Origin of the sequence: Fulvivirga imtechensis AK7, from assembly GCF_000331535.1 — a bacterium.
Taxonomy (GTDB): Bacteria; Bacteroidota; Bacteroidia; order Cytophagales; family Cyclobacteriaceae; genus Fulvivirga; species Fulvivirga imtechensis.
In genome coordinates this window covers 1-26,197 of the sequence record NZ_AMZN01000153.1, presented here as the reverse complement: position 1 = coordinate 26,197, position 26,197 = coordinate 1, and the positions used below count along the sequence as shown (strand labels likewise).

Annotated in this window: 25 protein-coding genes and 3 tRNA genes; 25 read left to right on the top strand and 3 right to left on the bottom strand. The window is 43.0% G+C overall.

All coding sequences use genetic code 11. From position 1 onward, the window contains the following. Positions 1–42: 42 nt before the first annotated feature. The 3 genes from C900_RS27350 to C900_RS27340 form a co-directional block, all read right to left on the bottom strand. A tRNA-Pro gene (locus tag C900_RS27350) sits at positions 43–117 on the bottom strand. 11 nt (positions 118–128) lie between these two features. Beyond that, positions 129–202, bottom strand: a tRNA-Arg gene (locus tag C900_RS27345). Between the two features lie 21 nt (positions 203–223). Further along, positions 224–312: transfer RNA gene (locus C900_RS27340), tRNA-Ser, on the bottom strand. Positions 313–644: 332 nt separating this feature from the next. Here C900_RS27340 and C900_RS27335 point away from each other — a divergent pair. From C900_RS27335 to C900_RS27220, 25 genes are all read left to right on the top strand, one after another. Beyond that, positions 645–1,613: a vWA domain-containing protein gene (locus C900_RS27335; RefSeq protein WP_009583744.1), complete on the top strand. Its 969-nt coding sequence runs from the start codon at positions 645–647 to the stop codon at positions 1,611–1,613. Beyond that, a complete protein-coding gene (locus C900_RS27330) occupies positions 1,610–2,500 on the top strand; it encodes a tetratricopeptide repeat protein (protein ID WP_009583743.1) in 891 nt (296 codons plus the stop codon). The genes C900_RS27335 and C900_RS27330 overlap by 4 nt, the downstream gene beginning before the upstream one ends. Before the next feature lie 296 nt (positions 2,501–2,796). Then, positions 2,797–3,978, top strand: coding sequence for an acetyl-CoA C-acyltransferase (locus C900_RS27325; RefSeq protein WP_009583742.1), 1,182 nt, complete (start codon positions 2,797–2,799; stop codon positions 3,976–3,978). Positions 3,979–4,227: 249 nt separating this feature from the next. Continuing rightward, positions 4,228–5,559 (top strand): toxin-antitoxin system YwqK family antitoxin, encoded by a 1,332-nt coding sequence (locus C900_RS27320; RefSeq protein WP_009583741.1) that lies wholly within the window; start codon positions 4,228–4,230, stop codon positions 5,557–5,559. Positions 5,560–5,757: 198 nt separating this feature from the next. After that, positions 5,758–6,408 (top strand): protein-L-isoaspartate(D-aspartate) O-methyltransferase, encoded by a 651-nt coding sequence (locus tag C900_RS27315; RefSeq protein ID WP_009583740.1) that lies wholly within the window; start codon positions 5,758–5,760, stop codon positions 6,406–6,408. A 140-nt stretch (positions 6,409–6,548) separates the two neighbouring features. Further along, positions 6,549–7,034: an acyl-CoA thioesterase gene (locus tag C900_RS27310; RefSeq protein WP_051053058.1), complete on the top strand. Its 486-nt coding sequence runs from the start codon at positions 6,549–6,551 to the stop codon at positions 7,032–7,034. 77 nt (positions 7,035–7,111) lie between these two features. After that, on the top strand, positions 7,112–7,591 hold the full coding sequence (locus C900_RS27305) for a DNA polymerase III subunit psi (protein WP_157494285.1): 480 nt from the start codon (positions 7,112–7,114) through the stop codon (positions 7,589–7,591). Between the two features lie 137 nt (positions 7,592–7,728). After that, positions 7,729–10,017 carry a sodium-translocating pyrophosphatase gene (locus C900_RS27300; RefSeq protein WP_009583737.1) on the top strand — a complete coding sequence of 763 codons (2,289 nt, stop codon included), beginning with the start codon at positions 7,729–7,731 and terminating at the stop codon, positions 10,015–10,017. 94 nt (positions 10,018–10,111) lie between these two features. After that, on the top strand, positions 10,112–10,543 hold the full coding sequence (locus tag C900_RS27295) for a DUF2147 domain-containing protein (RefSeq protein ID WP_009583736.1): 432 nt from the start codon (positions 10,112–10,114) through the stop codon (positions 10,541–10,543). Positions 10,544–10,660: 117 nt separating this feature from the next. After that, positions 10,661–11,200, top strand: coding sequence for an RNA polymerase sigma factor (locus tag C900_RS27290; RefSeq protein WP_009583735.1), 540 nt, complete (start codon positions 10,661–10,663; stop codon positions 11,198–11,200). Between the two features lie 6 nt (positions 11,201–11,206). Then, complete coding sequence (locus C900_RS27285) at positions 11,207–12,088, top strand: anti-sigma factor (RefSeq protein ID WP_040497679.1); 882 nt, start codon at positions 11,207–11,209, stop codon at positions 12,086–12,088. Positions 12,089–12,288: 200 nt separating this feature from the next. Beyond that, positions 12,289–12,615 (top strand): GxxExxY protein, encoded by a 327-nt coding sequence (locus C900_RS27280; RefSeq protein WP_009583733.1) that lies wholly within the window; start codon positions 12,289–12,291, stop codon positions 12,613–12,615. Continuing rightward, entirely contained in the window at positions 12,584–12,682 is a 99-nt protein-coding gene (locus tag C900_RS30940; protein ID WP_281169028.1) for a GxxExxY protein, read from the top strand. Before C900_RS27280 ends, C900_RS30940 begins: the two co-directional genes overlap by 32 nt. Before the next feature lie 127 nt (positions 12,683–12,809). After that, a complete protein-coding gene (locus C900_RS27275; protein WP_009583732.1) occupies positions 12,810–13,727 on the top strand; it encodes a cell division protein FtsX in 918 nt (305 codons plus the stop codon). Positions 13,728–13,729: 2 nt separating this feature from the next. Further along, the gene (locus tag C900_RS27270; protein WP_040497678.1) at positions 13,730–13,942 is read left to right on the top strand and encodes a DUF3098 domain-containing protein; all 213 of its coding nucleotides are present in this window, start codon (positions 13,730–13,732) and stop codon (positions 13,940–13,942) included. Continuing rightward, on the top strand, positions 13,943–14,740 hold the full coding sequence (locus C900_RS27265; protein WP_009583730.1) for an undecaprenyl-diphosphate phosphatase: 798 nt from the start codon (positions 13,943–13,945) through the stop codon (positions 14,738–14,740). It abuts the gene before it with no gap. Continuing rightward, positions 14,741–15,403, top strand: a complete 663-nt coding sequence (truB, locus tag C900_RS27260) for a tRNA pseudouridine(55) synthase TruB (protein ID WP_009583729.1) — start codon at positions 14,741–14,743, stop codon at positions 15,401–15,403. Next, positions 15,400–16,329 carry a bifunctional riboflavin kinase/FAD synthetase gene (locus tag C900_RS27255; protein ID WP_009583728.1) on the top strand — a complete coding sequence of 310 codons (930 nt, stop codon included), beginning with the start codon at positions 15,400–15,402 and terminating at the stop codon, positions 16,327–16,329. The genes truB and C900_RS27255 overlap by 4 nt, the downstream gene beginning before the upstream one ends. Before the next feature lie 29 nt (positions 16,330–16,358). Beyond that, positions 16,359–17,057 (top strand): CoA transferase subunit A, encoded by a 699-nt coding sequence (locus tag C900_RS27250; RefSeq protein ID WP_009583727.1) that lies wholly within the window; start codon positions 16,359–16,361, stop codon positions 17,055–17,057. Positions 17,058–17,077: 20 nt separating this feature from the next. Beyond that, complete coding sequence (locus tag C900_RS27245) at positions 17,078–17,740, top strand: 3-oxoacid CoA-transferase subunit B (protein ID WP_009583726.1); 663 nt, start codon at positions 17,078–17,080, stop codon at positions 17,738–17,740. 357 nt (positions 17,741–18,097) lie between these two features. Further along, positions 18,098–18,439 (top strand): gliding motility protein GldC, encoded by a 342-nt coding sequence (gldC, locus tag C900_RS27240; protein WP_040497682.1) that lies wholly within the window; start codon positions 18,098–18,100, stop codon positions 18,437–18,439. 150 nt (positions 18,440–18,589) lie between these two features. Then, positions 18,590–21,520, top strand: coding sequence for a TonB-dependent receptor (locus C900_RS27235; RefSeq protein WP_009583724.1), 2,931 nt, complete (start codon positions 18,590–18,592; stop codon positions 21,518–21,520). A 24-nt stretch (positions 21,521–21,544) separates the two neighbouring features. Continuing rightward, entirely contained in the window at positions 21,545–23,011 is a 1,467-nt protein-coding gene (locus C900_RS27230; RefSeq protein ID WP_009583723.1) for a hypothetical protein, read from the top strand. 203 nt (positions 23,012–23,214) lie between these two features. Beyond that, positions 23,215–25,389 (top strand): PAS domain-containing hybrid sensor histidine kinase/response regulator, encoded by a 2,175-nt coding sequence (locus tag C900_RS27225; protein ID WP_083867602.1) that lies wholly within the window; start codon positions 23,215–23,217, stop codon positions 25,387–25,389. 132 nt (positions 25,390–25,521) lie between these two features. Continuing rightward, a complete protein-coding gene (locus C900_RS27220) occupies positions 25,522–25,935 on the top strand; it encodes a hypothetical protein (RefSeq protein WP_009583721.1) in 414 nt (137 codons plus the stop codon). The last annotated feature ends 262 nt before the right edge of the window (positions 25,936–26,197 follow it).

Below are 26,197 nucleotides of genomic sequence, written 5' to 3'. Positions count from 1 at the left end.
AACAGAAAAGCCTGAAGCTTTTAACTCCAGGCTTTCTCTATGTCCGGGCGGCAGGATTCGAACCTGCGACCCCCTGGTCCCAAACCAGGTGCGCTAACCGGGCTGCGCTACGCCCCGAACTATAATCGTGATTCGCCCAGGACTCGAACCTGGAACCTACTGCTTAGAAGGCAGTTGCTCTATCCAGTTGAGCTAGCGAACCGTTGAACTTCAACGAAGCTAGCGGAGAGAGGGGGATTCGAACCCCCGGTACCCGTGTCCGAGTACGACAGTTTAGCAAACTGCTGGTTTCAGCCACTCACCCACCTCTCCGGATGGTCATCAGTTGCCTCTTCTGGTCTCCTGATTTTTATTGAGTATTTTCCTGGAAACTCGTATTTTACACTCACTTAAGAGGTGATTTCCAGCTTACCCCTGCTCTCACGTCTCCGAAAGAGAGTGCAAATATAAAAGAACTATCTTTACTTAACCAAACACCAACTGCTACTTTTTTTAATAAATATTCACATCACAAACTAAACAGGCTTTCATTACGTTAAAAAAGCAGTTTTGAGGTGTCACTTTCATTTGTGACCAGTGGTATTTGTGACAAAGGTCTCCTTGTTTATATTTGTCACTTCACTTTTATCATATAAACGGTTAGTATGAACTGGCTTTACGAACTAAGCAGTCTTGAATTATCACTAATAGGACTTTTTGTCGCTTTTTACCTGCTGTATATTTTTCGCGTGGTAAATATCGCCAGAAAACTCAACACACCATATCAATCGGTTTTTATCAAGGTGCTCCTCCGGTCACTATACTTTACTCTTCTGATGGCAGCACTGCTGGGCCCTTCTTTCGGAGAGTCCAAACGAGAGGTAAAATCAGTGGGAAAAGATATATTTATGCTGGTGGACCTCTCGCAATCAATGAATGCAAATGATATACAGCCCACACGGCTGGAGAAAGTAAAGTATGAGCTTAAAAATATAGTTGACGCCTTTAGCGCTGACAGGATAGGCATCATCATCTTTTCATCTGAGGCATTCATACAAGCCCCCCTCACTTATGATCAAAGTGCGCTAAACCTGTTCATTGAAACGTTAAACACCAATTTGGTGCCTGGTGGCGGAACCGACTTCGGTCCTCCCCTAAGTTTGGCATTAGAAAAGCTGAACAGCCAGGAGTCACCTGTCACACAACAAAAATCCAAAGCCATTATATTAATCAGCGATGGTGAAGATTTCGGAGAAGACACTAATAAAGTAGTACAGGAAATTGAAGACCAGGATATCAAAGTGTTTACACTGGGCATAGGAACAGAGCGAGGTAGCCGCATAAGGATAAATGGAGTTTATAAAAAGAATAAAGAAGGGAATGAAGTGGTTTCAAAGCTCAATAGCAAAGATTTACGGCAAATTGCTTCTAAAACCAACGGCAAATATTTTGAGATCAACGACACTAACAACGATGTTTCACGATTGATCAATACAATAAACAATATCGAGGGAGAGCTGCGTGGCAGCAGACAGGTAGATGTTTCTGCTAACAAATATTACTATTTCTTAGCCGCAGCACTGTTGCTAATAGCAGCCGACCTGCTCACAAGTATAAAAACAATACGTATATGAAGTATTTATTAGTCATTATACTGGTGGCGCTGAGTCCCTTTACTGACCTGGACAGGATCGCTACCGTCAATAAACTAAAAAAAGAAGCCAGGGAAGCTTATAATAATGGTAATTACCAGAAGGCCCTTGATAATTATAAGTACCTGATAGACTCCATGGAAGTGTCGGACGACAATATTCGGCTGAACATGGCCAATGCTTATTATAAATTGAATGACACCACCCAGGCTGTTAATAATTATACTGAGGTGGCTGATAGCAAAAGCAATAGCATTCGTTCCGTAGCGCAACAGCAATTAGGTGTAATCGCTAATAAAAGTAAAAAACACGAGGAAGCCCTGCAACATTTTAAGGAAGCATTAAAAGCTGACCCGGCTAATGAAGAGGCCCGGTACAATTATGAACTACTTAAAAAGATCCTAAAAGAGAAAGAGCAACAACAAGACCCACAAGACAAGCAGGACAAACAGGATCAGCAGCAAAAAGATAAAGAACAACAACAAAAAGACCAGCAGCAGAAGGATCAACAGAAGCAAGATCAACAGAAGCAGGAGCAGGAGCAGGAAGGTCAGCAACAAAAAGACCAGGAGCAGGAAGGAGAAGGCAAGGAAGACGAGCAGGAACAGAAAGACGGTGAGAAAAAAGACGAACAGGGTGAAGAAAAGAAAGATAAGCCCCAACCTCAGGATGGAGAAGAGTCTGACGAAGAAAATAAGAACCAACAGGATCAGATGAGCTCGTTTTCTGATAAGCTTGAGGAGATGAAAATATCAGAGGAAAAAGCGAAAATGATATTAGAAGCTCTGAAAAATAAGGAAATACAATACTATCAGGAGAATAAAAGAAAAGCCACAAAACGCAAAGACCCTAACAAGCCTGATTGGTAAATAAGATAAAGCCCACGGGCTTTTTAATCTACATCCTATTTAAGTATTTTTGTTGGAGTTGTCTCAAAAGACCAGTCATCCGGAGGAACGAGGGACCTTACTAAGCAAAAGGTAGGTATTTTCGATTTCAGTAATCCCTATAAATCAGGACTCCGTCAGGATGACTTTCAGTTTTAAGTTCAATCTTTTGATACAGCCCCAACTTTTTAAAATAGTAAGAACCGGATGACATGAGATGAAAGCTCAGGCGCTTACGCCTGCAATCATACATGTATCAAAAAACCAATTAACACACCATGAAAGACGTATATATTGTAGCTGCCGTAAGAACACCTATTGGAAGTTTTGGCGGTAGTCTATCAAGCCTTACTGCTGTACAATTAGGCTCAGCGGCTATAAAAGGCGCTCTGTCAAAAGCAGGAGTAGATGCAAAAGAAATTAATGAGGTATTTTTCGGAAATGTGGTATCAGCGGGCTTAGGGCAGGCGCCTGCCAGACAGGCAGCCATTGGCGCTGGGATCGGCTACAACGTACCATGTACCACGGTCAATAAAGTTTGCGCCTCTGGCATGAAGTCCGTAATGTTAGGCGCTCAATCCATTATGACGGGACAGAACGATGTAGTAATGACCGGAGGAATGGAAAGCATGTCCAACATTCCCTATTATGTTCCCCAAGCCAGATTTGGATACAAATATGGTCACGGCCAATTAATCGATGGATTGATGCATGACGGCCTTTGGGAGGCTTATAACCAATTCGCTATGGGCAACTGCGCTGACAATACCGCCAAAGAGATGAAGATCAGCCGTGAAATGCAGGATGAATATGCCATTAACTCGTATAAAAGATCAGCAGCGGCCTGGGAAGCTGGTAAATTCGCAGATGAGGTGGTGCCTGTAGAAGTTCCTCAAAGAAAGGGTGACGCTCTTGTGGTTAGTGAAGACGAAGAATATAAAAACGTGCGCTTTGATAAGATCACTTCTTTACGTCCGGTATTCGCTAAAGACGGAACAGTAACAGCCGCCAACGCGTCCACTATCAATGATGGGGCCTCTGCAATCATCCTGATGAGTGAAGAAAGGGTAAAAGAACTGGGAGTAACTCCTATAGCAAAGATCAGGGGTTTTGCTGATGCTGCTCAGGATCCTATGTGGTTTACTACAGCACCTTCTTTGGCCATACCTAAAGCCATGAAAAATGCTGGAGTGGAAAAAGCAGATGTTGATTTTTACGAGATCAATGAGGCTTTTTCTGCCGTAGCTATCGCTAACAATATGCAACTGGAACTGGACCCTGACAAGGTGAATGTGAACGGTGGCGCGGTAGCCCTTGGCCACCCGCTTGGCTGCTCCGGAGCAAGAATTATCTCCACACTGAATAGCGTACTACAACAAAACAAAGGACAAATAGGAGTTGCCGGTATCTGCAATGGTGGCGGTGGAGCTTCGGCCATTGTGATCGAAAGACTTAGTTAGTACTTGCAAGAAAACATCAGTTTCGTCATTCCTGACTTGACTTGGAACCCCCTAAAAGTGTGTAAGCGCTGATCGGGGGACCCTGAATCAAGTTCAGGGTGACGTCAGGAGGAAATTTTGAGGTGGCCTCTCTATAAACAACTTTACCTTTTTTCTTTCAACCTGAAAAAATCTACCTGCCGGATACATTAAATTGGAATCCAGGAACGTTTTACTATGGTTTCTGCTTTCCTATTATTGTTTTGTAATATGAGCAAGTGTATATATATCATTCTTTTATCCTCTATCTCATTCATTTCCCTGGGTCAGGTAGAGGTCAGGACCTATTATGATGACGATGAAGAGATCCTTAAAGAAGTATATTATGTACAAAAGAATAACCCTAATGTGCTGGAGGGCAAATACCTGCGATATCACCCTAACCAGGCGCTTGCTGCAGAAGGGACGTTCAAAAACGGCTATAAAAATGGCCCCTTTAAAGAATACTACAGCAACGGTCAATTGCAACGGAAACTGGTTTTCGAAGACGGACTCAAAGAAGGCCCCGTTGAAGTCTTCAGTGAAACCGGTCAATTAATTCAGACAGCTAAATTTCACAAGAACGAGTTATCAGACAGCCTCTATCTGAACTACCCGGATGGGCGGCTCAAGAGCAAAGGTTTTTTCATTAATGGCAAACCGGAAGGTCTATTGCTGGAATTTTATCCGGACGGCAAGACAAAGCGTGAGATCACCTATCAGGACGGACTGCAAACTGGGGTCACAAAAACATACTACGGAGATGGTAATTTGATGACTGAAGGCAATTACAAAAAAGGCATCCTTCATGGCTATTACAAAACTTATTTCCCGAATGGACAGATAGAGACCGAATCTAATTTGATAGAAGGAGAGAAAACAGGTGAGTTTAAGACTTATAATATGGAAGGTCAATTATTACTGGTTGGACATTATCAAAATGGTTTGCTTCATGGAGAAAACATTGGGTACTACGGCAATGGCAATATTGAGCACAAGTTCACCTATAGTGAAGGAAAACTTACCGGCACCAGTTACGCCTACTATCCTAATGGAAAAGCTAAAACCAAGACCGTGCTGAACAAAGACCTCACACAAAAAGTCATTTCCCGTTATGACACAGCGGGTAGGTTGGAAGTCATTCAATCATATCAAAACGATAAACCTCATGGAGAATGGAAGTATTTCTACCCTACCGGCACCACAAAAACCATAGAATACTACGACCAGGACAGACTAAACGGCACACGTATCACCTATCACGAAAACGGAGCTAAAGCCTCAGAGCAAATTTATAAATTCGGCACCCGCTACGGTATTACCAAAAACTACTACCCATCAGGCGCTGTGGCAGCGGAGATCCCCTTTCAATCCGGCAAAATGCATGGCCCCTCTAAAAGCTATCATGAAAACGGCCAGGTGAAAGAAGAAGGTGAATATGCAGGCCATAGAAAAGTAAAAAATTGGAAGTACTTTAATGAAAATGGTGACCTGGTTAGAATAGAAGTCTTTCAAAACGGCCTGCTGAAAGAAACCAAAGAACCTCCCTTTGAAACAAACTGAAAACGGAAAAACGACTTTAAACAGTGAACTTTAAACAGTGAAACTGTAAACTGAGAACTGAGAACTGAGAACCGTGAACTGTGAACCGTGAACTGAGAACCGTGAACTGAGAACTGAGAACTGAGAACTGAGAACCGTGAACTGTAAACTGTGAACTCAGTAATTTCTTTCATAACTTCACGTCCTTAAAATTTTGATATGGAAGACAGCTACAGACACCGGGGCATGAGGCGATCTCTGGTGAAGACACTGAGAGCCAAAGGAATAAACAGTGAGGCCGTGTTGGAGGCAATTGGAAAGGTACCCAGGCATTTCTTTTTTGACAATGCATTGCTTGAACATGCCTACCAGGATAAAGCCTTCCCAATAGGAGAAGGACAAACTATCTCCCAACCATTTACAGTAGCATTCCAGTCAGAAAAATTAAATGTAGCGTCAGGAGATAAGGTACTGGAAATAGGTACTGGCAGTGGGTATCAGGCCTGTGTACTTATGGAACTGGGCGCCAATGTGTACACTATTGAGTACAATAAAGTACTGTACGAGAGAACCAGAAATTTCCTCCCTAAAATGGGGTATAAACCACGATTTTTTCAAGGTGATGGTTCAAAAGGTCTGCCTCGCCATGCACCATTCGACAAAATAATAGTAACAGCCGGAGCTCCTTCAGTACCTGAAAGCCTAATCAGACAGCTCAATATAGGTGGTGTTTTGATCATTCCGGTAGGTGACAATGAAAAACAAAAGATGCTAAGGCTTACGAAAATAGATGAGAAAAAGATCAGAAAAGAGGAATTTGATTACTTCAGCTTTGTACCTTTGAAGGGCGAAGAAGGATGGGGACGATAATCAGTTTACAGTTCTCGGTTCACAGTTCTTAGTTTTGAACCAGAAACCAGAAACCAGAAACAAGTGACCAGAAACCAGAAACAAGTAACAAGTAACAAGTGACCAGAAGGACAAAATTCGTTAAAGACTCAGCGGTAACCATGACGGAGTTTGTGTTGCCCAACGATACCAATACATTAAATAACCTAATGGGGGGCAAGCTCATGCACTGGATGGACATTGTTTCAGCTATTAGCGCTCAGAAGCATTCTAATCGCATAGTAGTAACCGCTTCCGTAGATAATGTTTCGTTCGGTAAACCAATTCAACTGGGCAATGTCGTTACACTCAATGCTAAGGTTACCCGTGCATTTAGCTCATCTATGGAGGTACACATCAAAGTAGAAGCAGAAGATATACCCAGCGGTAAAAAGTTCGCCAGCAACAGCGCCTTTTTCACTTTTGTTGCTGTTGATCAGTCCGGCAGGCCTATTGATGTGCCCGAAGCCGTGCCTGAAACGGATGAAGAGAAAGAGCTTTATGCAGGGGCTTTGAGAAGAAGGCAGCTTCGATTAGTGCTGGCAGGCAGAATGGAGCCTGATGAAGCTACTGAACTGAAATCGATTTTTAATTTCGAAAAAGAATAATGTCTGATAAAGGTTTTCTAAAGCATTTTATTACTGAGCCGGTATACATTATCAGGGGTGAAAATGTCACTACATCATTGAAAGCGAAAAAACAACCTGAAGCGGCAACGGCACAAGAAGAACTGCCCATAGAAAAAACTCAGGAACAACCTGCAAAACAACAAGAAGAGAAAATCTGGCATTACAAAGGTAGCAATACAAAAAAAGTATTGATCGTAGTAGATCAACCTGATGAGGAATTCATCAATGCTGAAGAAGAGGGATTCTTAGGTAAAATATTGAATGCCGTTAAACTCGACCTGCGGGATGTTGCCATTATGAACCTCCAAAAAAACAGAGGGGCTACTATTACCAGTTTATTAAGTTTTGATGCAACGAAGTTTTTATTTTTCGGTATCACGAATAAAGATTTCTTTGAAAAAGATTGTGAACAATATACCCTTTTAGCCTTTGATGCCAGCAGACAGTTGCTGAATTGCTCTTCATTGGCTGCTATATCGCAAGATGCTTCACAGAAGAAGTTGTTGTGGTCAGCCCTGCAAAAGATGTTTCTATAATGAAACACAGTTCATGTTTTAATTATTTTATTTTAAAATAATCAAGGTTATTCTATCTTTGCGCAGGTTTTTGAAAAGGGGCTTTTCCGCCCTTTTTAATTTTATTAGAGAATAGTAACTAAATCTTAGTAAGTAAAATGAATAATGTCATTTACGTTGTCCCCCTTCTGGGCCTCCTGGGCCTGATTGTAATGGCTGTAAAGTCAGCATGGGTAAAAAAGCAGGATGCTGGTGATGAGAAAATGCAAACACTAGCAAATCACATCAAAGAAGGCGCTCTCGCTTTCCTCACTGCGGAATATAAAGTACTTACCATATTTGTAATAGTAGCCGGTATCCTGTTGGGTATCATATCAGCGCTTGTGGCCACTACGCACTGGTTTATCGTTGTTGCATTTGTTATAGGAGCAGTATTCTCCGCACTGGCAGGAAATATCGGTATGCGTATCGCTACTGCTGCCAATGTAAGAACTACACAAGCGGCCAGAACCAGCCTGCCTCAGGCACTAAAAGTATCATTTACAGGTGGTACTGTAATGGGACTTGGCGTAGCCGGTCTGGCAGTATTCGGATTAAGCCTATTATTTACCATATTATTTTTCTGGTTCATGGGTGGTGAGTGGACGGCCGATGGCGTTCACGATATGACTATGGTACTGGAAGCATTGGCCGGTTTCTCCTTAGGAGCAGAGTCTATAGCCCTATTTGCACGTGTAGGCGGTGGTATTTATACTAAAGCTGCAGACGTAGGCGCTGACCTTGTAGGTAAGGTAGAAGCAGGTATCCCTGAAGATGATCCAAGAAACCCTGCAACAATTGCTGATAACGTAGGCGACAACGTAGGTGACGTAGCAGGTATGGGCGCTGACCTTTTCGGCTCTTATGTGGCTACCGTGCTAGCTTCAATGGTACTTGGAAACTATGTGATCCGAGATATGGGTGGCGCTATTACTGACGAGTTCGGTGGCATCGGCCCTGTATTATTACCCCTGGTAATCGCAGGTCTGGGTATTGTGTTCTCTATCATCGGAACATTCTTCATCAAAATAAAAGACAATAGTGCTAAAGAAAGCCAGGTACAGAGCGCCCTCAACAGAGGCAACTGGAGTTCAATTATTTTAACAGGTATTGCTGCATTCTTTATACTAAAATGGATGTTGCCTCCGGTAATGCAAATGAACTTCTTCGGTGTGGGACTGGTAGAGGTTACTTCAATGGATGTGTTCTATGCGGTGCTTATCGGCCTTGCCGTGGGTGGTCTTATCTCTTACTTTACAGAATATTATACAGGTCTCGGCAAAAAGCCCGTATTGGATATAGTACAAAAATCTGCTACAGGCGCGGCTACCAACATTATTGCCGGCCTTGCCACCGGTATGATCTCTACTTTTGCCCCTATCCTGCTCTTCGCGGGCGCTATTTGGGGTGCTTATGAGTTTGCCGGATTCTATGGTGTGGCCATTGCTGCCTCTGCTATGATGGCTACCACGGCTATGCAGTTGGCTATTGATGCCTTCGGCCCTATTGCCGACAATGCCGGTGGAATTGCCGAAATGAGCGAACTCCCTAAAGAAGTAAGAGAGCGAACAGATATACTTGATTCAGTAGGTAACACTACTGCCGCTATTGGTAAAGGTTTCGCCATTGCGTCTGCAGCATTAACAGCATTAGCACTTTTTGCTGCTTATGTAACGTTCACAGGCATCGATGGTATTAACATCTTCAAAGCAGATGTACTGGCAGCTTTATTTATTGGCGGTATGATCCCGGTTGTTTTCTCTGCGCTAGCTATGAACTCTGTTGGTAAAGCAGCCATGGAAATGGTAAAGGAAGTGAGAAGACAGTTTAAAGAGATCCCGGGTATTATGGAAGGCACTGGCAAGCCAGAATATGGCAAGTGTGTGGATATATCGACTAAAGCTGCCATCAGAGAAATGATGCTACCCGGAGCCATGACCATCGTCACTCCGATATTAATTGGTTTTATTATGGGACCTGAGGCTCTTGGAAGCTATATGGCGGGTGTTGCCGTATCAGGTGTACTTTGGGCTATCTTCCAAAACAACGCAGGCGGTGCCTGGGATAACGCTAAGAAATCCTTTGAAGCGGGCGTGGAAATAGACGGACAGATGACCTACAAAGGTTCAGAAGCACATAAAGCTGCAGTTACAGGTGATACAGTAGGTGATCCTTTCAAAGATACATCAGGCCCTTCTATGAACATCCTTATCAAGCTTACCTGTCTTGTAGGTCTTGTGATAGCTCCTATTTTGGGTGAAGTATTCCCAACAGTGGACAGACCTGCCATTGAAGAGGCTAAAATTGAAACCAATATTGAGAAAAAGGTGATCAACGTGCCTGTAAGCCAGACAACAGAAAAAATACTGGTATCAGAGGTGGCGGCAGCAGATGACGAACTTAACTGATAGATAACTTTCTTTAGTAAATAAAAAGCTCCGTAAAAACGGAGCTTTTTTTGTTTTCATGCAAATGAATATATTTAAGAGAATTTACACTGTTATGAACAAGAATACCTTATTATACATTTTACTACTAGCGCCTGTTTGGGCTTTTGGACAAAGTGGTATAACCGGTACCTGGAAAACCATTGATGATGAGACCGGTGAGGCCAAATCTATTGTAGATATTTACGAACGGAATGGAAACTTTTATGGAAAGATCGTGAAACTTTTCCGCAACCCCGGGCAAGACCCGGATCCGATCTGTGGCGAGTGCCCTGAAGATGATCCCCGTTACAATAAAAAGGTAATAGGTATGGAAATAATTAAAGATATGAAAAGGGAAGGCGACAAATTAGTGGGCGGCACAGTACTAAAACCCGATGAAGGAAAAATATATAATTGTAAGATATGGATAGAAGACGGAAAGCTGAAAGTAAGAGGGTACTGGGGCTTCTTTTATCGAACTCAAACGTGGTTACGCGTTGAATAAAGAAATCTCATTTTTGTTGTTTATCTTTAATTATGGCGTTTTATCGGATTTTTTTTCATCCCCCTTACCGAAAGGGTTACCTACAATAAATTACTTGTATAAAAAAGCAGAGCTCAAATGAAGGACAAGGAAATTTTTGAGAAAATATGCCACGGTGACGAGCAGAGTTTAGAATATCTATATAAAAAATACTATCGGATGATGACCAAGCTGGTGATCTCCAATAGTGGCACAGAGCAGGAAGCGAAAGATATCTATCAGGATGCCCTTGTGGTGTTCTGGCAAAAAGCCACCAGTGGAAACCTGGTCCTGACGTCCAAGATCAGTACTTATCTTTACAGTATTTGTCAAAATCTGTGGAGAAAAGAACTAGACAGGAAAAAGCGGCTATCGCATGAGGAGAAGGATGATGTGGAATATGTTGATACGGAGTCGAAAGAACGGGCTAAAATAATTCACCGGTGTATAAACGAACTCGGTGATACGTGCAAGAAGGTATTGATGTACTATTATTTTGATGGTTTGTCAATGCAGGACATAGCAGATAAGCTAGGCTTTGCCAACACGAATACGGCAAAGACAAAAAAATATAAGTGTAAAAAGAAACTAGATGATTTAGTCAAATCTCAATATTCGGAGAGCGACTTTCTTGATTAATTGAATATGAGCAATATAGAGTTAATAAATGCTTATTTCGGAAACGAAATGACTGATTCGGAGAGGCTGGACTTCGAAGCAAGGCTCAAAAACGACCCCGAGCTTAAAAGCGAATTCAATTTCCAAAAGGAGATTGTTGATGCCATAAAAGACACGAGAAGGGCCGAGCTAAAGGCAATGCTGGACAAAGTTCCTGTTGGCGGTAGTTCAGGTGGCTCGACATCACTTGGTAAGGTTATGTCTACCCTTGTTATTGCGGGCCTCATAGGCGCTGGCATATATTATTTATGGCCTGTCGAAGAAGAGCAGATTGAACCAACGGAAAACATTACCATGGTTGAGCCCGCAGAAGAACCAGCAGAAGAAGCTACGGAAACCGAGGTGACGGAAGAAGAAACCCCGATAATTGAAAAAGAAGGGGGAGCAACAAAAACTGTTGAGAAACCACGGCCAGATATTAAATCAACTAAAGACGAAAAGGACGAAGTAGCTGAGATTACACCTGCCAGACCGGAAATCAACAAACCCAATGTAGCTCCTACTTTTGAGACAGCAGAGGATGCTGATAGCCTGGAGGCACCAGGAAGCAACCTGGCATCTACAGGTTATGGTGATCATGCAGCATTAGATGTTGAAATAGACAATACTAACAGAAATTTTTCGTTCCACTATCAGTTCAAAAGCGGAAAGCTATTTCTGTATGGTTCATTTGACAAAGGACTTTATGAGATACTCGAGATCAATTCAAGGGGAGAAAAAACATTGTTCCTTTATTATAAAGACAAATTTTACCCACTGAACAGAAATCAGGTAAAAATAGTACCTCTTGACCCTGTAAAAGAACCAACACTAATGGAAAAACTGAGGAAGGCAAGAGTGGATGGATAAAGATTAAGTTGTACAGCTTTTGTGCTGAAGCCCCTGTTTTGATACCGCCTTTTCAAACAGGGGCTTTTCATTTGTTAGCCACCAAGGCACTAAGACACCAAGAGTTTTATTATGGATTCCTCATAAATGAAGGGGAAATAGTTGCAGTGTAATCTCTGTTATGACTATTATTGACTTCTAAAGAATCATTTTCCGTCCCCATGAAGTATAATCAACTATCCGATGAAGAAGAATTGATAGCCAAAACTTTAGTAAATGCTGCAGTAAAAGTTCACAAAGAACTGGGTCCAGGCTTATTGGAAAGGGTGTACGAAGTGTGCCTTGCTCACGAACTTCAAAAAGAGGACCTGGAAGTAAAAAGGCAAGTGAGCATTCCAATTCAATATGACGGAATTGTGTTCAACGAGGGACTTAGGCTTGACCTTCTTATAAAACGATCTGGTAATTTGCGAGATCAAAGCTGTGGGTTTAGTCAATCCTGTTTGGGAAGCACAAGTGTTGAGTCATTTGAAGTTAACAGACCTTAGATTAGGCTTTCTCTTGAATTTCAATGTGCCTCTAATGAAACAAGGTATTAAAAGAATGATCTGGTAGAAAAATTCCTGCTACTTAATCACATTTTTTCATTCTTCAAAATATTCTTTGTGTCTTAGCGTCTTCGTGGCCCCACATACTTTATTTTTCCCGGTAACGTTTAAAACTTGACCAACAATTATTAAATTTGGCTGAATTCAAAGACAACGTGGAAAAAGAAGCAAGAAGCAGAAAAAAGAAAAAACTCGGCAGCTATCCTTATACAAGTGTAATCTTTAGTATTACGCTGGCTCTTTTTGTGATCGGACTGTTTGGCCTTCTTTTGCTACACACCAATAAACTCACCGAGGTTATTAAGGAAAATATTGAAATACAGGTCTATCTCGAAAAGGGAATTACCAATAATCAACGCATCCAGATCCAGAAAACATTGTCTTCCAAAGACTATGCTGCCCTGAAAAATGAAGAAGTGCAGATCAGTTTTGTTTCAAAAGAAGATGCTGCCAAAGAATTTATAGAAGAGACAGGCGAAGATTTTACAGCTTTTCTGGGTGAAAATCCTCTGAGAGATGCTTATATCCTGAGAATAGCACCGGAATTTCATGACGCTGCCAAACTGAAAAGCATTAAAGAGGAAATAGAGAAGATCAATGGCGTGTTTGAAGTGGTGTATGTTGAGAGTCTGGTAGAATCCATCAATGAGAATATGGCCAAAATAGGCATATTCTTACTGGGATTTGCCGCCATACTACTCATTGCGGTCGTAATCCTGATCAACAATACCATCAAACTGGCCCTGTTTTCCCAACGATTTTTGATCAGGAGTATGCAACTGGTGGGCGCCAAAGCCTCTTTTATTCAAAAGCCGTTTTTGCTACGAGCCTCATTACATGGTGTCTTCGCAGGGTTATTGGCTTCAGCGCTACTCTACCTGCTTATGAACTTCGCTAATAAAAAGATCGAAGACCTGGCGGCACTACAGGAAACAGACAAAATATTAATATTATTTGTGTCCTTATTGGTGTTGGGAGCGCTCATTGGCTTCAGCAGCACCTTCAGGGCTATCAATAAATACCTAAAGCTGTCGTTAGACGAATTATATTAAACATGGATAAAAATACTAAACTCCCTTTTGGAAGGAAAAACTATATTTTCATGCTAGCCGGAATTGCGGTACTGGTGTTAGGTTTTGTCATAATGAGCCTTGATAGTGAGCCCTTTGGCTTCGGCTTTCTTGGCATTACTTTGGGGCCGGTTATAGTGATGATTGGTTTCATTATTGAGATCTACGCCATTCTTCACAATCCAAAAGAAAAATAAATGAGTTTATTTGAAGCAATAATCCTTGGTATTATACAGGGGTTAACAGAGTTTCTACCGGTAAGCAGCAGTGGACATATTGAGATAGGTTCTTATTTTCTGGGGGCACAAAGCAGCGATAACCTCCTGTTTTCCATCATTGTACACGCCGCCACAGCCCTGAGTACCATTGTTGTGTTCAGACACACGATCTGGGAGATCATTAGGGACCTGTTTAAATTTGAGTGGAACGAATCCACTCAATTTGCCGCTAAGATTGTCCTGAGCATGATCCCTATTGGTGTGGTTGGCGTTTTATTTGAAGAGAAGATTGAAACGCTTTTCGGGGGCAATGTGATATTTGTAGCCAGTATGCTACTGATCACAGGGCTTTTGCTTACCATTACCTATTATACAAAGGACGGAGACAATAAAGTCACTTTCGGCAGAGCGCTGATCATTGGTCTTGCCCAAACGATAGCTATTTTGCCTGGCATATCAAGATCAGGCGCTACTATTGCTACCGCTCTCTACCTGGGCGTTGAAAAAACAAGGGCTACACGATTTTCTTTCCTAATGGTACTCCCCCCTATTCTTGGCGCTGCCCTCATCAAAGCCCTGGATGTAGTAAAAGCCCCCGAAGTAGCTGCCGGCAACATCTCCGCTGTTGCCCTGATAGCCGGCTTCATTGCTGCTTTTATTGCAGGACTCCTCGCATGCCAGTGGATGATTGCCATTGTTAAAAGAGGTAAACTAATTTACTTTGCTATCTATTGCTTTATCATCGGATCTGCAGTACTCATTACCCATATATTTTAAATGACGCCTACAAACCCTGAGGGAACCGTAATATTAGTCGACAAACCACTGGAATGGACCTCCTTTGACGTTGTAAAAAAGCTCAAATATTTTCTTAAAGTTAAAAAAATAGGCCATGCCGGCACTTTGGATCCTCTGGCCACAGGCCTGTTGGTGCTCTGTACAGGTAAAATGACCAAGCAGATAGAAAAATACCAGGCACAGGAAAAGGAATATACCGGTAAATTGATCCTGGGAAAAACCACCCCATCATTTGACCTGGAAACAGAAATAGATAGCGAAACCGACATTACACACCTGGAGGAAAGGGAAATATACGAGGCTACCCAACAGTTTACCGGCCTTATAGATCAGACACCCCCCGCTTTTTCTGCCATTAAAGTGAAGGGCAAGAGGGCATACGAAAGTGCGAGAAAGGGTGAAGCCGTTGAGCTAAAGTCGCGGCAAATAGAGATCAGCCTTTTTGAGGTTACTGAAACAAAGCTTCCTGAGGTCACTTTTCGTGTAGTTTGTTCGAAAGGTACCTATATTAGAAGCCTGGTAAGAGATTTTGGCCAGGCATTAGGCGTTGGCGCTTATATGTCTGAGCTTAGAAGAACACGAATAGGCGAGTTCACCGTGGAGCAAGCGCAAACTATAGAAGAAATTACCGCTAAAACATGAACATCTACCATGGCATAGAAGATTTTAAAAAGCTGGATTATGCCGTAGTAACAAGCGGCACCTTTGACGGAGTGCATATCGGCCATCAAAAGATACTGGCGCGCCTCAAGGAAATAGCCCAGAGGAATAATGGAGAAACAGTCCTTATTACCTTCTGGCCACACCCCCGTCTGGTACTCTACCCGGAGCAAACGGACCTGAAGCTGCTCAACACTTTTGAAGAAAAGGCTGAACTGCTGCGTGAGCAAGGGATCAATCATCTGCTAAGAATACCGTTCACCAAAGAATTTTCGAACCTTACTTCTGAAGAATTTATCAGAAAGATACTTGTAGAAACTATTGGCACCAGAAAACTGGTCATAGGTTATGATCACCGCTTTGGAAAAAACAGGGAGGGCAGCTTTGAGCACCTGAAAGAAAATGCTTCTATATATGGATTTGAAGTTGAAGAGATACCCAGGCAAGATATTGATAATGTAGGGGTTAGCTCAACAAAGATCAGGAACTCCCTCCTTGAAGGCGATGTATCTGCAAGTGCAGAGTTGCTGGGCAAGCCCTACTCAATTACGGGCAGAGTTGTGAAAGGACAAGAGATAGGCCGGTTGATCGGTTTTCCCACAGCAAATATTGAGGTAGATTCCCAGCACAAGCTTATCCCTGCCAATGGCTCCTATGCGGTAAAGGTAGGGTACCGAAACCAAATGCTGAAAGGGATGTTAAATATCGGGTATCGCCCCACGGTTAACGGCAAATCCAGAACCATTGAGGTGAATATCTTTGACTTTAGCAGTGATATTTATGGAGAAACCATTAGCATCCATTTCATAAGACGTATCAGGGATGAAAGAAAGTTTAACAACATTAATGAGCTCAAAGAGCAGCTAATGAAGGACAAAACATTGGCTATTGAAATATTAAATGATTAATTTTTAGTTCATAATTTAAAACCCCGATTATGATAAATAAAGTAGTTAGCAACGCGGAAGAAGCTGTCAAAGATATTAAGGATAATGCCGTGCTTATGCTCGGAGGCTTCGGCCTGTGTGGAATACCCGAAAATTGTATCAGCGCACTATTAAAAACAGGTGTAAAAGGCCTGACCTGCATCTCAAACAATGCCGGTGTTGATGACTTTGGAATAGGACTCATGCTCAAGACAAGGCAGGTAAAGAAAATGATATCGTCATACGTAGGTGAAAATGCCGAATTTGAGAGGCAACTACTCGCTGGTGAGCTGGAAGTGGACCTCATACCACAGGGAACACTTGCTGAACGCATCAGAGCTGGTGGCGCTGGCATACCTGCCTTCTTCACTCCAGCCGGTTATGGCACTGAAGTGGCCGAAGGTAAAGAGATCCGGGAATTTCACGGTAAAAAATATCTGATGGAAGCGTGGTTGCAGGCAGATTTTGCCCTGGTAAAAGCCTGGAAAGGTGACACTGCCGGCAATCTGATCTACAAAGGCACGGCACGCAACTTTAACCCGATGATGGCAGCCGCAGGAAAGATCACCATAGCTGAAGTGGAAGAGCTGGTACCAGTGGGAGAGCTGGATCCTAATTATATTCATACTCCGGGAATATACGTTCAGAGGATTTTCGAGGGCAAGAATTACGAGAAGAGAATTGAACAAAGAACTGTAACTCCCCGATAACCAAAAAACCCCTTAGAACAATGGCACTTGATAAAATAGGAATAGCAAAACGAATAGCTCAGGAAGTAAAAGACGGCTCATACATCAACCTGGGTATAGGTATACCCACGCTGGTGGCCAACTACATTCCTGACAACATAGAAGTAGTACTGCAATCGGAAAATGGCTTATTGGGGATCGGCCGGTTTCCTTATGAAGAAGATGTGGATGCTGACCTGATCAATGCAGGAAAACAGACCATCACGATGCTCAAAGGATCCGCCTTATTCAGCTCAGCAGAGAGCTTTGGTATGATCCGCGGAGGCCATGTACACCTGACTATACTCGGCGCTATGGAAGTATCCGAAAACGGAGACATTGCCAACTGGAAGATACCCGGCAAAATGGTAAAAGGTATGGGAGGAGCCATGGACCTGGTAGCTTCTGCTGAAAACATCATTGTGGCCATGCAGCACAAGAGCCGGTCCGGCGAGTCCAAACTATTGAAAGAATGTACGCTGCCTATTACAGGGATCAAATGCGTCAAAAAAGTAGTCTCCGACCTCGCTGTGCTGGAGGTGCTTCCCGAAGGCGGTTTTAAGCTGCTGGAAAGAGCGCCAGGCGTATCAGTAGAAGAAATCAAGGAGGCTACTGCAGGAAAACTGATCATAAAAGGTGATATACCTGAAATGAAGATAGACTAGTTGCTGGTTGCTAGCCGCTAGTTACTGGTTACTGGTTACTGGTTACTGGTCACTGGGTACTGGTCACTGGGTACTGGTCACTGGGTACTGGTCACTGGTGGGTACCAGGAAGCTGAGAACCAAACCGTGAACTGAGAACTGTGAACTGAGAACCGAGAACTATGAACTGTGAACCGAGAACTGTGAACCGAGAACTGAGAACTGTGAACCGAGAACTGAGAACTGTGAACTGAGAACTGAGAACTGAGAACTGTGAACCGAGAACCGAGAACTGAGAACTGGTAACCAACACCATTCAACCTCCCACTAACACCGTTGACTAATTGACAAATGACCAATGACTATGAACAAAAAAACATGAAAAAATCAGATATAAAATTTACAATAGAACTTGACAAAGAGAACATTCCCGAAAAAATAATGTGGAGCGCTACCGAAAAACCTGACGGAGCATTGGCAGAAACCAAGTCAATAAGCGTTTCACTTTGGGATCATGAGCAGATGAACACCATGCGCATTGATCTTTGGACCAAGGAAATGCCTGTGGATCAAATGAAGCGTTTTTATGTAGATTGCCTGGGAGGTATGGCACAAACTATTTTGAACAGCACAGGCGATGAATTTATGGCAACGGAGATGAATAACCTCTGTGAAAAACTCGCAGAGCACCTGCGCAGAGAAGCTGAGCAGGGGAAATAGTCCATTTAAATCGATTGCAAGCCGATTTTGAAAAAATGGTATGCATGCTTACTATTTAAAATAAAATCTCGTACATTGAGGTTGTTTTAAATAATTCTATCAAAAATTACATGTATTCAGAATTTTATTTGTCCTAATCAACTTAAAACTATGAAGAAAATTTTTACGAAAGCGACACTGTTATCCCTGTTCCTCGTGGGGAGTGTCTGTTTTGCGTTTGCCCAGGAAAGAACGACCATTTCCGGGAAAGTAACAGATGCCGGTTCAGGTGAACCCTTAGCGGGTGTGAATATTGTGGTGAAGGGAAAAGTAATTGGTACCATCACCAACGGAGCGGGAGCGTACAACCTGACAGTCAATAGCGCCCCGCCTTTGACTTTGGTATTCTCTTTTATTGGATTTGAAAGTCAGGAAATCGTAGTGTCAGAAGCCACTGCATCTATAGATGTTTCCATGAAAGAAGCTTCCCTACTGGGACAGGAGGTGGTTATTTCTGCCTCAAGGGTAGAAGAAAGTATACTTGAATCGCCTGTTTCCATTGAAAAAATGGATGTACTGGCGGTACAGAATACAGCTTCCGACAACTACTATAAAGGTATAGCCAACCTGAAAGGCGTAGACGTTACCTCCAGTAGTATCAACTTCCAGATCATCAATGCGAGGGGTTTTAACTCTACCGGTAATACCCGGTTCGTTCAGTTGACAGATGGTATGGACACACAAGCGCCAGCCCTGAACTTCCCTATTGGTAACCTGAACGGACCTTCAGAACTGGATGTGGAAAGCGTGGAATTTATACCCGGAGCAGCTTCCGCCCTCTACGGACCAAATGCCTTCAATGGTATCTTATTGGTAAATTCGAAAAGCCCTTTTGATTACCAGGGGTTAAGTGTAATGGGCAAGGTGAGTGTTAACCATTTGGGAGATTCCGACCTGAACAGTGAAGGCGCCGGAGAGATTGGTCCCGGAAGCGCTCAGCCTATGTACGAGGGTTCTATCCGCTATGCAAAGGCATTCAACAATAAGTTTGCATTCAAAGTAAACTTCTCCTATAGCCAGGCAGAAGACTGGTACGGTACAAATATGTCTGATGCTGCCATCAATAGAAAACCTTCTAACTTTAGTTTTAACCCTGGCAGTGATCAGGTACATGCTTTTGGTGATGAGGTAGCTAATAACATTGCTTTGGTTGGACTGAGTTCAAATTTCCAAGCTAGTATGAATGAGTTGGGTCTGGGTGCTTATCTCGGAGATATTCCAAACCAGGTGGTCACACGTACACCATATGAAGAGAGACACCTCGTTGACTACGGTGCGGAAAACATGAAGATCAATACCGGACTTCACTACCGGGTGACTGACAGAATGGAATTACTTTATAATTTCAACTATGGCTATGGTACCTCTGTTTATACCGGAGCTCAAAGATATTCACTGGCTAACTTCAGCATAGCACAACACAAATTAGAGCTAAAGGGGGATAACTTCTTTATCAGGGGATATACTACACGTGAAAATTCCGGTGATTCCTATATTGCAGATTTAACAGGTGTGTTAATTAATGACGCCTGGAAACCTAATGGACCATACGTTGATGCTAATGGAGATCAACAACCCGGGTGGTATGCGGAATATACAGGAGCATATCTAGGATATTTAGCAGCTAATGGTATTGCCCCGGGAGCTGCTACAGACGCACAAAAACAAGCTGCGCATATGGCCGCAAGATCAGCAGCAGACCAGGGTAGATATCTACCTGGTACTCAGGCATTCGAGGATGCTAAAAAAACTGCAACAGGCAAGGTAATCCCTTCAGGATCAAAGTTTGATGATGCCACTAACCTTTACCATGCTGAAGCACAATATGACTTCAAAAATCAGGTTGATTTCATGGGTATCCAGGTGGGCGCCAGCTACCGACTATATGACCTGGAGTCTAACGGAACTATTTTCGCTGATTCATCTGGCAACGATATCACTATCCAGGAAGTGGGCGCTTTTGTTCAACTGTCAAAGAAATTATTAAATGACAAACTGAAGCTGACAGGCTCTGCGCGTTATGATAAAAACGAAAATTTTGACGCGCAGATCAACCCAAGAATTTCAGGGGTATTTACCGTTGCTGATAATAATAACATCAGGGTATCATATCAGACTGGTTTCAGAAATCCTACTACACAGGGGCAACATATTGACCTGAACGTAATCTCAGCGCGACTGATAGGTGGTTTACCTCAGTACGCAGAAGCTTATAATATCTACGAAAATGCGTATACCGGGCGCTCTGTGGAAGACTTTGTGGCTGCGGTAGCTGCTGATCCTTCGGGAGCTCTGGCGCTTGGAAATCCTGCTAACCTGGACCTATTGGTACCGGCTACAGAGTTTGCACCTGTGAAACCCGAAGAAGTGAGATCCATTGAGATTGGATACAAGAGCTTGTTAGGACAGAGATTATTGCTTGATGTAGCATACTATCACAATACATACAACGACTTCATTGCGCAAGTGCGATTGAGAAAAGCTGCCGGTTTTATAGATCTGGATGCTACAACTATCACGGAGCAAAACATCAGAAATGCTCAGACACTACTTACTCCGATCACCACTCCCGGTCAGGAGAATACCTTCCAGACGTATACTAACGTTTCTGAAACTGTAACCGCTCAGGGAGTAGCTTTCGGCGCTGAATATAGCCTGGGAAGAGGCTACAAAGTAGGTGGTAACTACAACTGGAATAAGCTGAACGATGAGTTGAGTGATGGTTTCCTCAGTGAGTTCAACACGCCTGAGCACAAATTCAACCTTTCTTTCAGCAACAGAAAAGTGACAGACCAGTTAGGTTTCAATATAACTTACAGATGGCAGGATGAATTCCTCTGGGAAAGCTCATTTGCAAGAGGTATCGTTCCTTCGATAGGAACAGTTGACCTTCAGGTAAGCTACAAGCTGCCTAACCTGAACTCTATAGTTAAGGTTGGAGGTTCCAACATCACTAACGAACGTTATGTGCTGAACTATGGAGGCCCTACTCTTGGCGCTATCTATTACGTGTCAATCACATTTGACCAGTTGATGAACTAATTGAAAGATATTAATTTGAGTATTATGAAAAACTTTAAAAAATATATTGGGTTAAGTCTGGCAACAGCCCTCCTCTGGTCTTGTACCTACGATGCTCCTGAGAAGGTAGAACCTACTTCAGGTTCGGCCGACTTTTCTAAAGTGGTAGCTGTAGGTAATTCCCTGACTGCAGGCTTTATGGATGCTGCACTGTATGACGCAGGCCAAAACAGTTCTTATGCCGCTATTGTAGCATTGCAAATGCAGGCTGTTGGCGGTGGAGACTTCAACATTCCCATGACAGGCTCTGATGTAGGCTGTTATAATCCTGCTGGTGGATGTACAGCCGGGCGACTGGTTCTAAAAGGATTGGCTGCTCCAAAACCCTCCCCTATTATACCTGGTGATCCAAGTGCTTTGGCACCTTATAGTGGTAATAAAAGCGCTTTGAATAATTTTGGTGTACCGGGCATTACATTGGCAACGGCATTAACTCCGCTTACTGGCGGCCCTGCCGATCCTGGAAACCCTGCTTACAATCCGTATTATGCAAGATTTGCTTCAAATCCCGGTACATCGACAATTATCGGAGATGCTGCTGCTGCACTTGCAGATGGAGGCACTTTCCTGCTGTTCTGGCTCGGGAATAATGATGTTTTGGGTTATGCTACAGGTGGAGCTTCTAATCCGGCTATACTTACCAGTGAGTCTGATTTTTCTACCAGGTTCAGCGCTGCCCTCGGCACATTGCTTCAGGCTAATGCAGATGCCAATGGAGCAGTGGCTAATATTCCCAATGTAACGGACATACCGTATTTTACTACGGTAGACTACAACCCCGTACCGTTAGATCAAGCAACTGCAGATCAGCTAAATGCAGGCTACAGTGATTTCAATAATGGCATAATGGCTTACAATGCCGGTATGCTCCCTGGTCAGTCAGGTCCTCCCTCAGAAGAGAATCAGCGACCAACAATTAGCTTTGCACCCGGAAATAATGCAGTCGTGATAGAAGATGAAACTTTACCAGACCTCTCAGCCTATGGGATTCCAAGCATTAGACAAACCACTTCAAATGATTTAATCGTACTTAGCGCTGGTGCAGTAATTGGTGTTGATATGGGAGGCGGACCTAAAGGGCTCCAGGATCCTCTTGGTGATGAATATGTACTGATTCCCTCGGAAATTGATGAGATTGGAAATAGCATCGCAGCATTCAATCAAACCATTTCGAGTTTTGTTTCCGCTAATAGTGACAGGTTAGTACTTGTGGACATCAACTCCATATTCGAAGATTTTGCTGAAAAGGGTACAACTATTAACGGTAGTGCGCTGAATGCCTCCATCTCACCTCCTTTCGGTGGGTTTTCGCTGGATGGTGTGCATCCTAACGGACGTGGCAGCGCTTTTGTAGCAAACAAATTTATTGAAGCCATCAACGCAAAATTCAATGCATCTATACCGCTATCAAATCCTAATAATTATGGCGGAAATGCATTACCAATACCTTAAAAAGTCCATTATTGGAGAAACTCTAAAAAAGGCCGCCAATCTGGTGGTCTTTTTTTATTCTCCAGATAAACTTCCCTCCTGCTTAGCCGCCAGCGAACTGTCAGTTCATCACCAAGCGTCAATATTTCCCTGGAATTACTGATTCTCAAAAAATATTACATATCAAAAAGTTACTCATTCGTAATCTCTATATTCCATGGCAAATGAGACCCAGAGTTAAGTTAGATAGTCAGCCATCAAATTTTCAGGAGATAGTAGAATCTCTTAATGACATGGTCTATGAGCTGGATGGTGAGGGAAGATTTAAATACGCCAATGCCACTATGGAAAGACTTTTGGGGTATTCGAAAGATGAGCTAAAAGATACTCCTTACTGGAAGCTGGTAGTTCCGGAAGAGCAACATGACGTCATGAAATTTTATGATGATCAGCGCAATAACCTTATCCAGGATACATACAACGAATTTGCTATTGTGACAAAATGTGGTGATGTGTTGATGGTAGGACAGAATGTAAGAATGGAATTTGTGGGCCAGGACCTAATTTCGATCAGAACTGTAGCCAGAGACCTGACTAAGGTGATGGAGCTGCAAGATCAGTTGGATGAAAAAACAAAGCTGTTGAGCTCCATTCTCAACACCATGGGTGAGGCGGTGCTTGTGGTGGACACCGGGGGTAAGCTTATAGGATCAAATAGTGCAGCCAGGAAAATGTTTAACCTGGGTCAACCCGATCTCTCTTTATCTAAATGGGCGCTGTTTCATGGTATTTTTGATGTGCAACAAACGAAGATCATCAGTTATTATGACCTGCCGCTCAGGCAAGCGCTGGAGGGACAGCAGATCGATAATTTCGAAGTGTTCATCAAAAACGATTTAACAGGGGATGGTTTATATGTAGCCCTTAACAGTCGCCCGCTGCGCGATACACAGCATAAGGTATCGGGTGCAGTACTAATAGCCAGTGACATCACCACCCGAAAGATGGCAGAGCTTGAGCTACGAAAAAATGAGGAAAAATTCAGGGCTATGAATGATGCCTCTCCTCTTGGTGTGTTTGTTACCAACAGCAACGGCATTTGCGAATACGTTAACGCTCAGTATAGCAAAATTACCGGCCTGCCTGCAGAAGAAGCATTGGGCACCGGCTGGGTAAAGGGATTGCACCCTGAAGACAAACTCAAAGTATGGGCCCAGTGGAAACAAGCTATTGAAGAAGCTAATATGACTGAAAGTGAGCAACGCTTCGTGCATCCCGATGGCACGGTGGTTTGGACTCACATCAAAACTTCCACAATACGTCTGCCCAACGCACTGGTGGGCTATATCGGGACTGTTGAAGATATCACCCACCGTAAGAATTACGAACAGGAACTGCTCGAAGCCAAAACCAGGGCTGAGGAGGCTTCGCGAATGAAGGAAGAGTTTTTATCTACCATGAGCCATGAGATAAGAACGCCACTGAATGCGGTAATAGGCATGTCACACCTGCTGCTACAGGATAATCCACAACCCTATCAGCTTGAAAACCTTAACACACTGAAATTTTCGGCTGAAAATCTTTTGGCGTTGATCAATGACGTACTGGACTATAACAAGCTTGAAGCTGGCGCCATCGAACTGGAGGAAACAGAGGTAAATTTACATCAACTGCTTAACAGCATCCAGCGCAGCTTTCAACCAAGAGCTGTGCTTAAGGATGTAGCGGTAAAGGCACAGGTAGACCGGAATATTCCGCAAACAGTATTGGCCGATCCACTACGCCTCAGTCAGATCATCAACAACCTGATGAGCAATGCACTGAAGTTTACACCACATGGTTCGGTAACTATCATTGCTGACCTTGTAGATGAAAATCGAAATGATCTATTCATAAATTTTAAAGTCAGGGACACAGGTATCGGAATACTAAAAGAAAAGCTTGAAACCATTTTTGAGCGTTTCTCGCAGGCTGAAAAAGAAACCTCTCGTAAATACGGGGGCACAGGCCTCGGCTTGTCCATTACCAGGAAACTTATAGAAATGTGGGGCAGCTCCATTCACCTGGAAAGTGTCGTTGACAAGGGATCGGAGTTCAGCTTTACGCTAAAGCTTAAGCGTGTAAAAGAAGATCTGTGCGCTAAACCCAGAACCCCTGTGGGTGATGAGACAAATATGAGTCTCTCCGGTGCAAGGGTGCTTATTGTGGATGACAGCTATATCAACCAGTTGGTGGCAGCCAAATTTCTCAGTAAATGGGGCGCTGATCCGGACAAAGCGGATAATGGTGCTGAAGCCATTGAAATGGTAAAAATGACTGATTACGATGTGGTACTGATGGATATTGAGATGCCTGAAATGGATGGCATTGCTACAACAGCAGAAATAAGGAAGCTCTGAGACCGGTACGATGACCTGCCAATAATTGCACTTACTGCTGCTTCCCTGAGTGAGGCGAGGAAAAATATAGCCGGTACTACTATTAAAGAAGCATTACTAAAACCCTTCAATCCTGACCATCTGTATGAGAAATTGTATCAGGCTGTAAGAGGTAATCCGAATATAAAACCAAGAAAAACCAGAAAGGAACCGTTCTTTGTTGATTTTTCCAAAGTGGAAAAAGTGGCTGATGGAGACAATCAATTTGTAACAAGGCTCTTAAAAACAGCCATCCAGGAGCTACACAAATACCGGGATATCTACCTGGATGCTTTTCGTAAAAAGGATGAGAAGCTACTGAAAGCAATGAAACATAAGGTAGGACCTTCACTTAAGCTTTTTGATATTGCTTTGCTCGAAAAGGAAATAGAAAAAGGTGAAATGCTGATCAACGACTCTTCTGCAGACCCAAAGGTCGTAAAGAACAACCTGCTTAATGTGCGCAACCTGTTCAACACTACCATTGACCTGATACAGGCAAGATTGAATGATGAGGAGGTTCGATAAATTGATCTGATTTTACCCCGTGTCATTCATATTGACCTTTTCAGGGTTTGGCAAATACAGATGCTAAGCTTTGATTTCTATTTGCATAAATCCCTCCTTGGGTCCGGTCAATGCTCTTTAGTTAAGGGCTGGCTTCAATAATAGGAGTTGTCATGCCGACTTTGGAGGCATCTTACTAAGTCGTTTCGTCTATGCTTCTTAGTAAGTTCCCTCTTTCATACCAATGACAAGTTTTCATTACATGCTGATAGTCAGATAATTA

Bases quoted from the DNA above. Each gene is read 5' to 3' on its own strand.
- C900_RS27335 (WP_009583744.1), top strand. From the start codon at position 645: ATGAACTGGCTTTACGAACTAAGCAGTCTTGAATTATCACTAATAGGA.
- C900_RS27330 (WP_009583743.1), top strand. From the start codon at position 1,610: ATGAAGTATTTATTAGTCATTATACTGGTGGCGCTGAGTCCCTTTACT.
- C900_RS27325 (WP_009583742.1), top strand. From the start codon at position 2,797: ATGAAAGACGTATATATTGTAGCTGCCGTAAGAACACCTATTGGAAGT.
- C900_RS27320 (WP_009583741.1), top strand. From the start codon at position 4,228: ATGAGCAAGTGTATATATATCATTCTTTTATCCTCTATCTCATTCATT.
- C900_RS27315 (WP_009583740.1), top strand. From the start codon at position 5,758: ATGGAAGACAGCTACAGACACCGGGGCATGAGGCGATCTCTGGTGAAG.
- C900_RS27310 (WP_051053058.1), top strand. From the start codon at position 6,549: ATGACGGAGTTTGTGTTGCCCAACGATACCAATACATTAAATAACCTA.
- C900_RS27300 (WP_009583737.1), top strand. From the start codon at position 7,729: ATGAATAATGTCATTTACGTTGTCCCCCTTCTGGGCCTCCTGGGCCTG.
- C900_RS27295 (WP_009583736.1), top strand. From the start codon at position 10,112: ATGAACAAGAATACCTTATTATACATTTTACTACTAGCGCCTGTTTGG.
- C900_RS27290 (WP_009583735.1), top strand. From the start codon at position 10,661: ATGAAGGACAAGGAAATTTTTGAGAAAATATGCCACGGTGACGAGCAG.
- C900_RS27285 (WP_040497679.1), top strand. From the start codon at position 11,207: ATGAGCAATATAGAGTTAATAAATGCTTATTTCGGAAACGAAATGACT.
- C900_RS27280 (WP_009583733.1), top strand. From the start codon at position 12,289: ATGAAGTATAATCAACTATCCGATGAAGAAGAATTGATAGCCAAAACT.
- C900_RS27270 (WP_040497678.1), top strand. From the start codon at position 13,730: ATGGATAAAAATACTAAACTCCCTTTTGGAAGGAAAAACTATATTTTC.
- C900_RS27265 (WP_009583730.1), top strand. From the start codon at position 13,943: ATGAGTTTATTTGAAGCAATAATCCTTGGTATTATACAGGGGTTAACA.
- truB (WP_009583729.1), top strand. From the start codon at position 14,741: ATGACGCCTACAAACCCTGAGGGAACCGTAATATTAGTCGACAAACCA.
- C900_RS27255 (WP_009583728.1), top strand. From the start codon at position 15,400: ATGAACATCTACCATGGCATAGAAGATTTTAAAAAGCTGGATTATGCC.
- C900_RS27250 (WP_009583727.1), top strand. From the start codon at position 16,359: ATGATAAATAAAGTAGTTAGCAACGCGGAAGAAGCTGTCAAAGATATT.
- C900_RS27245 (WP_009583726.1), top strand. From the start codon at position 17,078: ATGGCACTTGATAAAATAGGAATAGCAAAACGAATAGCTCAGGAAGTA.
- gldC (WP_040497682.1), top strand. From the start codon at position 18,098: ATGAAAAAATCAGATATAAAATTTACAATAGAACTTGACAAAGAGAAC.
- C900_RS27235 (WP_009583724.1), top strand. From the start codon at position 18,590: ATGAAGAAAATTTTTACGAAAGCGACACTGTTATCCCTGTTCCTCGTG.
- C900_RS27230 (WP_009583723.1), top strand. From the start codon at position 21,545: ATGAAAAACTTTAAAAAATATATTGGGTTAAGTCTGGCAACAGCCCTC.
- C900_RS27225 (WP_083867602.1), top strand. From the start codon at position 23,215: ATGAGACCCAGAGTTAAGTTAGATAGTCAGCCATCAAATTTTCAGGAG.